The organism is Nonomuraea sp. NPDC001684 (genome assembly GCF_053596515.1).
This window is the reverse complement of sequence record NZ_JBSFGJ010000283.1, coordinates 1-12,318: the sequence shown is the minus strand read 5'-3', so window position 1 is coordinate 12,318 and position 12,318 is coordinate 1. Positions and strand designations below refer to the sequence as shown.

General features: G+C 73.0%; 10 protein-coding genes. 4 read left to right on the top strand and 6 right to left on the bottom strand.

Annotated features, from left to right (window positions below):
- The first annotated feature begins 5 nt into the window (after positions 1–5).
- Positions 6–734 carry a FadR/GntR family transcriptional regulator gene (locus ACWCSD_RS35280; protein ID WP_449921475.1) on the top strand — a complete coding sequence of 243 codons (729 nt, stop codon included), beginning with the start codon at positions 6–8 and terminating at the stop codon, positions 732–734.
- Here ACWCSD_RS35280 and ACWCSD_RS35275 read toward each other — a convergent pair.
- Positions 728–2,158 carry a sulfatase family protein gene (locus ACWCSD_RS35275; RefSeq protein WP_358294810.1) on the bottom strand — a complete coding sequence of 477 codons (1,431 nt, stop codon included), beginning with the start codon at positions 2,156–2,158 and terminating at the stop codon, positions 728–730. The two genes, ACWCSD_RS35280 and ACWCSD_RS35275, sit on opposite strands and share 7 nt — an antisense overlap.
- A gap of 74 nt (positions 2,159–2,232) precedes the next feature.
- Here ACWCSD_RS35275 and ACWCSD_RS35270 point away from each other — a divergent pair, with 74 nt between their 5' ends.
- Positions 2,233–3,234 (top strand): LLM class F420-dependent oxidoreductase, encoded by a 1,002-nt coding sequence (locus ACWCSD_RS35270; protein ID WP_449921471.1) that lies wholly within the window; start codon positions 2,233–2,235, stop codon positions 3,232–3,234.
- Between the two features lie 19 nt (positions 3,235–3,253).
- On the opposite strand, the gene ACWCSD_RS35265 is transcribed toward ACWCSD_RS35270, so the two are convergent.
- Positions 3,254–5,191 carry an FtsX-like permease family protein gene (locus ACWCSD_RS35265; protein ID WP_449921468.1) on the bottom strand — a complete coding sequence of 646 codons (1,938 nt, stop codon included), beginning with the start codon at positions 5,189–5,191 and terminating at the stop codon, positions 3,254–3,256.
- A complete protein-coding gene (locus ACWCSD_RS35260) occupies positions 5,188–5,865 on the bottom strand; it encodes an ABC transporter ATP-binding protein (protein WP_352323488.1) in 678 nt (225 codons plus the stop codon). Before ACWCSD_RS35260 ends, ACWCSD_RS35265 begins: the two co-directional genes overlap by 4 nt.
- Positions 5,866–5,955: 90 nt before the next feature.
- Here ACWCSD_RS35260 and ACWCSD_RS35255 point away from each other — a divergent pair, with 90 nt between their 5' ends.
- Both ACWCSD_RS35255 and ACWCSD_RS35250 read left to right on the top strand, forming a co-directional pair.
- The gene (locus ACWCSD_RS35255; RefSeq protein ID WP_387678912.1) at positions 5,956–6,603 is read left to right on the top strand and encodes a response regulator; all 648 of its coding nucleotides are present in this window, start codon (positions 5,956–5,958) and stop codon (positions 6,601–6,603) included.
- A 115-nt stretch (positions 6,604–6,718) separates the two neighbouring features.
- The gene (locus tag ACWCSD_RS35250; RefSeq protein ID WP_397161780.1) at positions 6,719–7,390 is read left to right on the top strand and encodes a DUF4328 domain-containing protein; all 672 of its coding nucleotides are present in this window, start codon (positions 6,719–6,721) and stop codon (positions 7,388–7,390) included.
- 22 nt (positions 7,391–7,412) lie between these two features.
- On the opposite strand, the gene ACWCSD_RS35245 is transcribed toward ACWCSD_RS35250, so the two are convergent.
- The 3 genes from ACWCSD_RS35245 to ACWCSD_RS35235 form a co-directional block, all read right to left on the bottom strand.
- Entirely contained in the window at positions 7,413–11,054 is a 3,642-nt protein-coding gene (locus ACWCSD_RS35245) for a DNA polymerase III subunit alpha (RefSeq protein ID WP_449921463.1), read from the bottom strand.
- The gene (locus ACWCSD_RS35240) at positions 11,054–11,320 is read right to left on the bottom strand and encodes a DUF6504 family protein (protein ID WP_352323492.1); all 267 of its coding nucleotides are present in this window, start codon (positions 11,318–11,320) and stop codon (positions 11,054–11,056) included. Before ACWCSD_RS35240 ends, ACWCSD_RS35245 begins: the two co-directional genes overlap by 1 nt.
- A gap of 79 nt (positions 11,321–11,399) precedes the next feature.
- Positions 11,400–12,146 carry a GntR family transcriptional regulator gene (locus ACWCSD_RS35235; RefSeq protein ID WP_352360631.1) on the bottom strand — a complete coding sequence of 249 codons (747 nt, stop codon included), beginning with the start codon at positions 12,144–12,146 and terminating at the stop codon, positions 11,400–11,402.
- Positions 12,147–12,318: the final 172 nt, after the last annotated feature.

Sequence of the window (12,318 nt, the reverse complement as noted above, 5' to 3'; positions counted from 1 at the left end):
TGGTCGTGGGCGTGGACACCGGCATCAAGAACGTGATCGACAAGGCCCAGACGGCCTGGCTGCGCCGCGTCTCGCTCGACCCGCGGCCGAAGATCGAACGACGCATCGCCGAGGACGGCCTGACCGTGGGCGACCGGCTGCCCGGCGAACGCCAGCTCGCCGAGCAACTGGGCGTCGGCCGCTCGTCCGTGCGGGAGGCGCTGCGCGTCCTGGAGACCCTGGGCGTGGTGTCCTCGCAGGTGGGACGGGGGCCGGACGCGGGAGCCGTGCTGACCTCGCGGCCCGACACGGCGCTCACCGACCTGCTCCGGCTCAACCTCGGCCTGGCCACCCTGGAGCAGCGCGAGGTCGTGGACGCCCGGCTGATGATCGAACGCTGGTCGGCCGCGCACGCGGCGGCGACCCGAGCCGGCACGGCGGAGCTGGCCGCCGCGATCGAGGGCATGGACCGGGCGGCCACGGCCGAGGAGTTCGTGGAGCACGACACCGCCTTCCACTGCGCGATCGCGGACGCCTCGGGCAACCGGCTCATCGCCGCCATCATGCGCTCACTCCGGGACGCGATGCGCAGGAACGCCATCGAAGCGGTCGAACGCCTCGGCGACCCGTCCGTGCTGCGCGCCGACCACGAGCGCATCCGCGCGGCCATCGCGGCGGGCGACCCGGAGGAGGCCCAGCGGGCGGTGACCGATCACCTGGCGCACGCCTACCCCGCCCTGTTCCCCGGTCACTGACGCGCGTCGGCCTCCCTGCACCCCGCCCCCGAGCAGGCCCGCATCGCCTGGAGCCGGGCGTCGAGGCCGGCCAGCAGCGCCGGCTCGGCGGTGGCCGCGAGGTTGTCGAGCTGGTACGGGTCGGCGGCCAGGTCGTAGAGCTGCCGCTCCCCCGTGTCGTACCTGACGTAGGTGTAACGCTCGGTGCGCAGCGCCTGGTAGGAGGGCACCGGGGTCTGGGCCGCCGACGACCGGTTGACCGGCCTGTTGAACTCGACCAGCACGTTCTTGCGCCACTGGGCGGGCGGACTGCCGCGCAGCAGCGGCACCAGCGAGCGCCCCTCGCTGAACGCCGGCACGGCGGCCCCGCCCAGCTCGGCGATCGTCGGCGCGATGTCGACGGTCGCGCCGAGCTGCCCGATCGTGGCCCCCGCCCGGATCCCCGGCCCGCGCACCACGAACGGAACCTTGATCGCCTCCTCGAACGGCGTCGTCTTGCCCTGGGGAAGCCGATGGGTGCCGAGATGGAAGCCGTTGTCGGAGGTGAAGATGATGTAGGTGTTGTCGAGCTTGCCAGATGCCTGCAGCGCCTCGATCACCGATCGGACCAGGTCGTCGACGCCCAGCATCGACCGCAGCCGCCTGCGGTGGCGCTCGTCGACCCGGTCGATGTCCTCCTGCGTCAGCGAGGGCAGGGAGCGCAGCCACAGCGGCTCCTTGCTCACGTCGGCCTGGTTGAACGACGGCGTGCGCGGCGCGGTGACCTCGGGGAGGTCGGCGACGTGCCGGACCGCCGGGTTGGCCGGGTTGTGCGGGCCGATGGGCGTCAGGTAGAGGAAGAACGGCTCGTCGGCGCCGGTGATGAAGTCGCGGGCCTTGTCGGCCAGCACGTCGGACAGGTAGTCCTCCTCCGACCAGCCGTAGTCGTACAGGTCGCCGTTCTCGTTGAGGCGGTAGCCGTACTCCTCGTAGAGCTTGCGGACCGGGACGTCCCATTCGTCCCAGCCGGGCGGGACGTAGGCGGCGTCGGCGGTGGCGCCGGGATAGTGGTTGAGGAACTTGCCCATCAGCGCGGTGCGGTAGCCGGCCTGCTGCATCCAGGTGCCGATCGTGGAACGTTCCAGATCGAGGGAGTGGAAGCGGTCGAACCCCCCTTCGGGGGCGGTGTTGGTCAGGACGCCATGGCTGTGGACGTACTGGGAGCGCAGGATCGACGTGCGCGATGGGCAGCACCAGGAGTTCGTCACGAAGAACCGGCTGAAGGAGGTGCCCTTCGCCACCAGCTCCGAGTTGATGGCAGGGAAGTAGGGCAGCGTGCCGCTCTCCAGGTCGTCGGCCATCACGAACACGATGTTCGGCCGCGAGGCGCTCACGGCCATCGTCGGCTCGGCCGCCGGCGACAGCAGGAGCAGCAGGCAGAAGAGACGGCAGAGACTCTTGAGCACAATGTCTGATCTCCCCGGGAGATCACGCATTGACACTGCGGCCTCGGTAATGGAACTTTATTCCGGAGGTGCGTATGAAGCTCGGCCTGAACCTCGGTTACTGGCAGCGCGACGCCGACGACGCCACGGAGACCGTCCTCGCCGCCGAACGACTCGGCTACGACTCGGTGTGGACCGCCGAGGCGTACGGCAGCGACGTGTTCACCCCGCTGGCCTGGTACGGGGCGCGTACGAGCCGGATCAAGCTGGGCACGTCGGTGGCGCAGATCTCGGCCCGCCCGCCGGTCACGACCGCGATGACCGCGATGACGCTCGACCATCTGACCGGCGGCCGGCTGCTGCTCGGCATCGGCGCCTCCGGCCCGCAGGTCGTGGAGGGCTGGTACGGGCAGCCGTTCGCCAGGCCCCTGGCCAGGACCCGCGAGTACGTCGAGATCATGCGCCGCGTGTGGCGCCGCGAGGAGCCCGTGACCAGCGACGGCGCCCACTACCCGCTGCCCCTGCCGGGCGGCCTGGGCAAGCCGCTCAAGCTCATCACCCACCCGCTGCGCCGCGACATCCCCGTCTACCTCGGCGCGGAGGGCCCGAAGAACGTCGCCCTGGCCGCCGAGGTCGCGCAGGGCTGGCTGCCGCTGTTCGCCTTCCCCGGCAAGATCGAGGAGATGTACGGCGACGCGCTGGCGGGCCGCGCCCCCGGCTTCGAGATCGCCGCCATGGTGATGGTCGTCATCTCCGACGACGTCAGGGCCGCCCTCGACGGCGTCAAGATGATGCTCACGCTCTACATCGGCGGCATGGGCGCCAAGCAGCGCAACTTCCACGCCGACATCATCGGCCGCATGGGCTTCGCCGCGGCGGCCGAGCACATCCAGGCGCTCTACCTGGCCGGCCGCAAGGACGAGGCGTTCCGGGCGATCCCCGACGAGCTGGCCGACGGCATCTCGCTCGTCGGCCCGCCCGGCCGGATCAGGGAACGGCTCGAACTGTGGCACAAGAGCCCGGTCACCAGCCTGCTGGTGATGGGACCGCGCGACGAGCAGTCGCTGCGCACGGTCCGCGACCTCGTGCTCGGCTGATCCGCGCCGGGCCAGGGAGTCAGTCCGGCCGGGGCGCCGGGTCTTCGGTCACCGAGCGCAGCAGCGGCCTGCTCAGCGCGCCCGCGCCGATCACCCCCGCGAAGCCGGCGCCCACGCAGACCAGCAGCGTGACCACGCCGCTCGTGCTCACTGCGCCGATCATGAACGGCATCGCGCAGAACGCGCCCACCAGGATCGCGCCGCCGCCCATCACGGCCATCGGGATCAGCGTCTCGGCCCGCCGGGCCCGGTCCAGGACCTCCAGGGGCGTGCCCGCCAGCCGCAGCAGCGCGTACGTCTGCCGCCGGTCCAGCACCGACGAGGCCGCGGTGATGCCCGCGCTGGCGATCGCCACCAGGAACGACACCGACAGCACCACGATCGTGCCCACCCGCACGTCGGCCAGGATCTGCAGGCCGAAGCGCTGGTCGTCGGCCTTCGTCGTCGGGGTGCGCCCCGGCACGAGGTCGCTCAGCGCGGTGCGCGCCCGGTCCACCACGACGTCGTCGGCGCCGCTGCCGAGCGCCGCGACCACGGTGTGCTTGACGGTCTTCACCGTGGCCGTGATGCCCGCCCGCGCGAGCCGGTCGCGGGCCTGGTCGGCCACCTTCGCCGTCTCCCCCACCGGCGCCACGACGCTGAGCTGGGCGGGCCCGGCGTCCCCGCCGAACGCGCCCGGGCTGAGCAGGCCGAGGAACCCGGCCACGAAGCCGGTCAGGGCCACGCCGCTGACGGTCCGCCAGGCCGAGCGCGGATCGTCCACCAGCCTGCGGGCCGCCAGCAGCCGCGCGGGCCGGCGCGCGGTCCCGGCCGCGACCTTGCCGATGAGGCCGACCACCCACGGTCCGGCCAGGTTCAGGCACAGGAACGCCAGCCCGAGCGCCACGGCCACGAGCGCCACGCTGGTCCCCCTGGTGAGCAGCGGGAAGACGGCCAGCACCGCGAGCAGCGCGAGCACGCGGACGAACCGCATGCCGGGCGGCGTCTCCCGCTTGGCCACGCCGAGCGGGCTGACCACGACCCGGCGCAGCCCGACCACCGCCGACAGCCCCACCAGCAGCGGCACCGCGACCAGCACGCCGGCCAGGATCAGCAGGTTCGGGAACAGGTCGGCGACGAACCAGGTGCCGCCCTGGATCGGGATGCGCGCCAGCAGCGGCACGGCCGCCCCGAACGCGACGGCCCCGGCCAGGGCCCCGGCGAAGGCGACCAGCACGGCCTCGGCCACGGTCATGCCGACCACCTGGCCCGGCGTCGCGCCGATCAGCCTGAGCGCGGCCAGCCGCTGGTCGCGCCGGGCGACGGTGAGCCTGGCCGCCGCGCCGCCGAACACCAGCAGCGGCACCACCATGAGCACGCTGGCGATCAGCGCCAGCACCTGGTACGCCTCGGCGTCCTCGCTGGGCGTGCCCGCCAGGGTCGCGACCTTGACCGGCGGCTTGCCGAGGATCCAGTCGTCGCTGCGCTCGGCGGTCATCGCGGGCGCGTCCGGCGCGTGGCCGACCACCGCGACCAGCTCCTCGGGCTGGACCAGCGCCTCGTCGCCGAGCACGCCCTTCGGCGCCGGGTAGCGCTTGGCCAGCCGGTCGGCGGGCAACTCGGCGGCCAGCTCGGACAGGGCGGGCGACAGCCACACCTCGCCGGGGGCCGGGAAGCGCGGCATGCCGGGCGGGGCGGGCGCCCCCGGCTTGAGCGCGGCCAGGTCGACGACGGTGATCGTCCTGCCGTCCACGTAGTCGAAGCGGGAGGCCTCGACGGCCACCGCGTCCTTCTGGGCCGCCGCCACGGGGTTGCGCCAGGCGCTGCGGTCGGCCCTGGCGCCGAAGGCGACGTTCGCGGCGACGGCGAACAGCAGCAGCGCCGTGGCCACCGCGACCGCGCCGAAGGTGAGCCAGGTGCCCAGCATGCCCCTGCGGCCGCCGCCCTTGAGCAGCCGCCAGGTCAGGTCGAGGTTCACGCGGTCACCCCGTGGGCGAGCAGGCGGCCGTCGCGGACCTCGACCGTGCGGTCGCACCAGGCGGCCACGTTGGGGTCGTGCGTGACGACGATCAGGCAGGCCCCGTTGTGCCTGGTCGCCTCGGTGAGCAGACGCATGGTGTCCTGGCCGGTCTGCTGGTCGAGCGCGCCGGTCGGCTCGTCGGCGAAGACCACGGCGGGCTTGCTCACCAGCGCCCTGGCGATGGCCACGCGCTGGGCCTGGCCGCCGGACAGCTCGCCGGGCCGCCGGGTCTCCATCTGGTGCAGGCCGAGCAGCGGGAACCACTCGCGGGCCTGCCGTACGGCCTGGGCGCGCGGCACGCCGCCCAGCATGAGCGGGAGCGCCACGTTCTCCTCGGCGGGCAGCTCCGGCAGGAGCTGCCCGAACTGGAAGACGAAGCCGAAGCGGGTGCGGCGCAGGGCGCTGCGCTGGCGCTCGCCCATGGCGTCGATGCGCTGGCCCAGCAGGTGGACCTCGCCGTCGTCCGGCTTCATGATCCCGGCCAGGCAGTGGAGGAGGGTCGACTTGCCGGAACCGCTCGGGCCCATGATGGCCACGGCCTCTCCCGCCCGTACCGTGATGTCCACGCCGCCCAGGGCGACCGTCTGCCCGAACCGCTTGGCCAGGGCTCGTCCAACAAGCACGTCGTTCATGGCCCCAACCCTTCCGTGGCGGGGGTGGCGGCGGATCGGCCGTGCGTCCATTTCGGCCTCGGCCGAACGGCTGATCCTTAGAGTTGAGGCGTGACTATTCGGGTTCTCATCGCCGACGACCAGCAGCTGGTGCGCACCGGCTTCCAAATGATCTTGGACGCTCAACCGGACATGGAGGTCGTGGCCGCCGTGGCCGACGGCGCCGAGGCCGTGGCCGAGGCCAGGCGGCTGCGGCCGGACGTGTGCCTGCTCGACATCAGGATGCCCAAGCTCGACGGGCTGGAGGTGACCCGCGTGCTGGCCGGGCCGGGCGTGGAGAACCCGATGCGGGTGGTCATCGTCACCACCTTCGACCTCGACGAGTACGTCTACGGCGCGCTGCGCGCCGGGGCCACCGGCTTCCTGCTCAAGGACAGCGGCCCCACGCTGCTCATCGAGGCGGTCAGGGCCGCCGCCGGAGGCGACGCGCTGGTGTCGCCGTCGGTCACCGTACGGCTGCTGCAGCACCTGACCCAGCCCAGGCGGGCGGCCGAGCCGCCGAACGGCCCGCTGACCGAGCGCGAGCTCGACGTCGTGCGCCTGGTGGCCAGGGGACGCACCAACCAGGAGGTGGCCGCCGAGCTGTTCGTGTCGCTGTCGACGGTGAAGACGCACCTGGGCAGCATCCAGGCGAAACTCGGTGTCCGCAATCGGGTGGGAATCGCAGCTTGGGCGTGGGAATCCGGCGTGGTGAGCTGATTAACAGCGGTGCTCACGGGATACAAGTGAGTCAGAACCTCAGCGCATGGCCCGGGGGGAGAACATCGTGCGCTACGCCCAGGCACCGCCAACCAAAGCTGCTTCCGCCGTATATGTGACGCTTGCCGCGCAGGTCCTCTCCCTGGGCGCCCTCGTGGTCTTCGAGCGGTCCCGCGGCCGTCATCTCGCCGTCCAGCTCGCCGCGTTCGGCGGCCGTCCCCACGGGGCGCAGGCGGAGGCGGTCGTGGGGGCGGTGACGACGTTCGCGGTGCTGATGATGCTGGTCGCGGGCACCTCCGTCGCCGCCGGGGCCGCCTACGTCACCTGGCTGGTGCGCGCCCGTCAGGTGAAGGACCGTTCCAGCCCCACCGGGCCGGTCGCGGCCGCGTGGCTGATCCCCGTCGTCAACCTGGTCGCGCCCGCGTTGCTGGTCGACGACATCTGGCGGCGGGCCAAGCCGCCGTCCGGGCGGCGCGGGCGGTGGCTGGTGCTGCTGACGGCGTGGTGGCTGAGCTGGCTGGGCATGCTGACGCTGGTCACGGTCCGCCTCCCGCTGGAGTCCGCCTCCGACGGGCTGACCGGGGTGGGGTTGCTGGAGCTGGGCGGCGCGGTGGTGGCGGCCCTGCTGTGCGCCGCCACCGTCCGCGAGGTCACCCGCGTCCAGCGGCTCGACGTGGCCGGACGGCTGCGCGATGCGGTCGCCGAGTCCGCGCCCGGCCCCGAGGTCGTGACCCGGCTGACCACCCGGCCCGCCCACGGCTCGGCCCCGTTCGGCCACACCGGCTGACGACCGCCGGCCGGGTACGGGGTCAGGCCGCCGTCGGGCCGGAGCTGCCGGGGCTGGCGTGCCAGAGCTGCCGGGGCGGGGCGGCGATGGCGGGGCCGAGGTCGGAGTAGGGCGAGAGCCGGAAGCCGTTGGCGTACTCGATCCTGCGTCCGCCGACGCCGGGCCGCTCTTCGGGGGCCCGGTCGAGCAGCGCGCGGACGGCCTCCACGCCCTCCGCCCGCCACAGCGCGTCCAGGTCGGTCAGGTTCCAGCAGTCGACGGCGCGCATGGAGACCGCGCGGGCCCCCGTACGGCGGACCACCCCCCTGGCCAGCATGAGCCACGAGCCGAACACCGTCGCCGCACACCTGCCCTGCACCGACTCGAAGAAGGTCAGGTCGACCGGCCCCGTCGAGTCGTCGAGGGTGGTGAAGATGACCCGCTGCCCCGAGCGCACGGCGGGCGTCTGGGTGGCCACCTTCACCCCCGCGACCAGCACCTCCGCGCCGTTGCGCTGGGCGAGCAGGTCCTTGGAGCGCACCACCCCGAGCGCGTCGAGCAGCTCGTCGTGGAAGCTGATGACGTGCCGGCTGACGTCGATGCCGAGGATCTCCAGCTCGGCCTCGACCATCTCCGTCTCCGTCATCTCGGGCAGCTCGCCGGGCGGCAGGTGCTCGCCGAAGCCGAGCGGCAGCTGCGTGGACGGCGGCTCGGCCCGGGGGCGCGGCGGCGCCGCGGTGTAGCGCCTGGACCGGGGCGCGGCCGAGCGCACGCCGATCGACGACGCCCGCTCCAGCGCCCCCACCTGGGCGATCAGGTCGCGCCGGGTCAGCTCGCCCGGACGCCAGCGGGGGCCGCCTGGACGCAGGCCGTGCAGCGCGTCGAGGCCGCCGACCTGGACGATGCGCTCGATGGTCGGGCGCGAGGGCCTGGCCCGGTCCCAGAAGTCGGCCAGCGACGTGTACGGCTGCCCGGCCACCATGCGTTCGACCTCGGCCTCGCTCACCCCCTTGATCGCCGAGAACGGCACCCGCAGCGCGTAACCGCGGCCGATCTCCCCGATCCTGAACTCCTGACGCACCGGACGCCGCTCCTCCCCCAGTTCCGACGGGCTCACCCGGAGCCGCAGCGGCGGGCGCGGGCCGAGCCGTTCCACCCGCCAGTCCTTGCCGGACCCGTTGACGTCGAGCGGCAGGATCTCGACCCCGCACTGCCGGGCCTCGTCGATGATGACGCGCGGCGGGTACATGCCGGGCTCGTGGGTGAGCACCCCGGCGAAGAACGCCGCCGCGTGGTGCCGCTTGAGCCAGGCCGACTGGTAGGTGGGCAGCGCGAACGCCGCCGCGTGCGCCTTGCAGAACCCGAAGGCGCCGAACGCGTCGAGCACCTTCCAGGCCCGCTCCACCGCCGCGTCGCCGAACCCGTTGGCCCTGGCCAGCGGCACGAACGCCTTGCGCACCCGCTCCCGGCCCTCCGGCGTGCCGAGGGTGCGCCGCAGGGTCTCGGCGAAGGACAGGTCGCGTCCCGTCATCACCGAGATGATCTTCAGCACCTGCTCGTGGAAGACGACCACGCCGTGCGTCTCCTTCAGCGCCTCGCGCAGCCGGGCGTGCGGGTAGTACGGCTGCCGCCACCCGTGCCTGGCCTCCAGGTAGGGGGTGACCATGTCGGAGTTGACCGGCCCCGGCCGGAACAGGGAGATGTCCACGATCAGGTCGTGCATCCGGCGCGGCTCCAGCTTGGCCACCAGCTCCCGCTGGCCCGGCGACTCGATCTGGAAGCAGCCGAGCGTGCGGCTGGCGCAGATCATGTCGTAGGTCTCCTGGTCGTCGTGCGGGACGTACTCGACGCCGGGGTCGTCGCCGGCCTGCTCGTCCAGCCTGACCTCGATGTCGTCCACGCGTTTGATCTCGCTCAGCGTGTACGCCATGGCCGACTGCATCCGCACGCCCAGCACGTCCAGCTTGAGCAGGCCGGCCTCCTCCACGTCGTCCTTGTCGAACTGGGACATCGGGAACTCCAGCAGGCTGCGTTCCACCGGCGTCCTGTCGCGCAGGCCCGAGTTGCCGACCAGCACGCCGCACGGGTGCAGCGCGATGTGCCTGGGCAGGCCGTCGAGCTTCTCGGCCAGCCGGAACACCCGGTCGAGCCCGGCCTCGCCGAGCCGGCTCTCGCGCAGCTCGGGCAGGTCGGCCAGGGACGCGGTGATCTGCCTGGCCCTGATGTGCGGGAACGCCTTGGCGATGGCGTCGATCTCGTGCGGCGGCAGGCCCATCGCGCCGGCGACGTCCCTGATGGCGCTGCGCGCGCGGTAGGTCTCCATCATGGACACGCAGGCCACGCGGGCCTCGCCGTAGCGTTCGAAGATGGCCTTGTAGCAGTCGAGCCGGCGGGCCGACTCCACGTCCACGTCGATGTCGGGCAGGCCGACGCGGCCCTCCGACAGGAAACGCTCCATGAGCAGGCCGTGTTCGAGCGGGTTCACCTCGCCGATGCCGATGAGGTAGTTGACCAGGCTGCCGGCGCCCGAGCCGCGGATGGCGCAGCGGATGTCCATGCCGCGGATCATGTCGGTGATGCCGGCCACGGCGATGAAGTACCCCGACAGGCGCTTGCGCTCGATGACGTCCAGCTCGGCCCGCAGGCGTTCCCTGGCCTCCCCCGAACGGTCGAGGCCGCGCCTGACCAGGCCGTCCTCGACGCGGTTGCGCAGCAGCGGCACCGGGTCGCGGCCGACCTCGGGCAGGTTGAGGTCGGGCGGGTCGTTCCTGAGCGCGAGCAGCCGCAGCGGGTCCATCGAGCACGCCTCGGCCAGGCGCCTGGTGGTGGACAGCAGCCGGGCCACCCGCTCCCGGTCGGCGCCGCAGACCTTGGCCGCCACCTGCCACATCTCCTTGGTGCTCTTGAGGTAGGCGTGCGAGGTGGTGCTCTCCAGGTGCCGCGGGTGCAGCGGGACGAGCCGGCGGGCCGCGTCGAGCACGTCGCCGACCTGGTGGTCGGCCGGGTCGAGGTAGCGGGCGGCGTTGGTCAGCACGGCCGGCACGCCGGCGGACTCGGCCAGGCCGAGCATGCGGACGGCCGTGATGGCGTCGCGGAAGCCGTACTGGTCGACCAGTTCGATCACCACGCCGGGGACGGCGGCGCGCCACCAGCCGAGCAGCGTCCTGGCCTGCTCGTCGCGGCGTTCGGCGATCGCCCGGCCGACGTCGGAGCGCGGCCCGAGCAGCACCACGAGCCCGTCCTCGGCGCCGAACCCGTGGTCGCCGCCCGCCGGCCCGGCCCAGGCGCCGACCAGCTCGCGGGTCACCTTGGGCGCGCCGCGCTCGCCGGCGGCGTGCGCGGCGGTGACCAGGCGGCACAGCCGCGACCAGCCGCCGGAGCGGGCCAGCACGGTGACCCGGTCCTCGGCGTCCGGCCCGGTCCTGGGCCGCGGCGCGCGCATGCCGGGCGCCGCCGGGACGGCCGGGACGTCGAGCGCCAGGTTGACGCCGACCACGGGGGCGATCCCGGCGTCCGCGCACGCCTGGACGTGCTTGACCACGCCGTAGAGCCCGTCGCGGTCGGTCAGCGCGAGGATGTCCATGCCGTGTTCGACGGCCCGTTCCACCAGGGCGTGCGGGAAGGCGGTGCCGTACCTCATGGAGTAGGCCGAGGCCACGTCGAGGTGCGGGAACGGGGGCGCCATCAGTCCCACGCCCGCAGCAGCAGCCAGCCGTCGCCGGCGGTGTCGTAGCGCAGCTCGTACGAGCCGACCTCGCGCCCCGGGCTCGCCTCCACCCGCCAGAAGCGGCGCTCGCCGGGGTCGCCCTCGCCGGTCTTCCACCACTCGCGCGCCACGACCCAGTGGTCGAGCACGTTGCGGACGAGGTAGAGCCGGTCGCGCCAGACGAACTGGGTCGGCTCGCCGTCTCTGGTCCACACCTCTATCGGATCGCCATAGAGTCTGCTCAAGACGCTTCTCCCCGCGGCTCTGGTTCCTTTGCTGAGCCACCCGGGGGAAGACGGGCGCTTATGTATCGAACATATGTTCTTACGGCCCGAAGCGCAAGTCGCCCGCCCGCCGCGTCAGGGGGTTGGCGCCGATCGAGTTGCGGATGCTGAAGGTGACGCTGCCCGCCCGGTAGCGGTCGTCGGAGGACTCCACCGGGCGGCCCTCGTGCGTGGTGGTGACGCGGCGCTGGCGCAGGAGCGGGCTGCCGCGCCGCACGCCCAGCAGCCGGGCGTCCCCCGCACCGGCGGGCACGGCGTCGATGAGGTGCTCACCATAGGCGAAGATCAGGCCGACGGACTCGTACAGGGCCTCGGTGACGGACGCGCAGTCGGCGGCCAGCGCCTCGACGGCGGGGGCCACCCACTCGGCGTAGACGGTCCGCTCGACCAGGACGGGCTCGCCCTCCAGCGAGCGCAGGCGCAGCACCTCCAGCACCTCGCCCCCGCCGAACCTGGCGGACTCGGGCGCGGTGGCGGCCCGGCGGCGCTGGGAGATCACCTGGCCGCCGATGCGGTAGCCGTTGGCCCTGGCCCACTGGGCGAAGCTGTGCAGCTCGGCGAAGCTCTGGCTGCGCGCGTTGCCGAGCACGATCCGCCTGGCGCCCTGCCTCGACCCCACCAGCCCCTCGGCGACCAGCACGGCCACCGCCTGCCGCACGGTCCCACGCGCCGCCCGGTGCCGGGTGGCCAGCTCGGCCTCGCTCGGGAGCTGGGAGCCGACCGGGTACGCGCCCGCCAGGATGTCATCACGCAGCTCAGCGGCTATCCGTTCATAGCGCGCAACCATTCGCGACCTTCTCCATTCACGAAAGAGCAATGTTTATGCGACTTACTGGTGCTCGCTTGTTTGTACAAGTTCCCTTAGGTTCTTTCCACACCCCCCGGAGAGTGGAGGCGACGTGTTCACACCTCGCGCCCGTACGGCCGGCGTCATCGCGGCCCTTACCGTTGTCACCGCG

Bases quoted from the DNA above. Each gene is read 5' to 3' on its own strand.
- ACWCSD_RS35245 (WP_449921463.1), bottom strand. From the start codon at position 11,054: ATGGCGCCCCCGTTCCCGCACCTCGACGTGGCCTCGGCCTACTCCATG.
- ACWCSD_RS35260 (WP_352323488.1), bottom strand. From the start codon at position 5,865: ATGAACGACGTGCTTGTTGGACGAGCCCTGGCCAAGCGGTTCGGGCAG.
- ACWCSD_RS35270 (WP_449921471.1), top strand. From the start codon at position 2,233: ATGAAGCTCGGCCTGAACCTCGGTTACTGGCAGCGCGACGCCGACGAC.
- ACWCSD_RS35235 (WP_352360631.1), bottom strand. From the start codon at position 12,146: ATGGTTGCGCGCTATGAACGGATAGCCGCTGAGCTGCGTGATGACATC.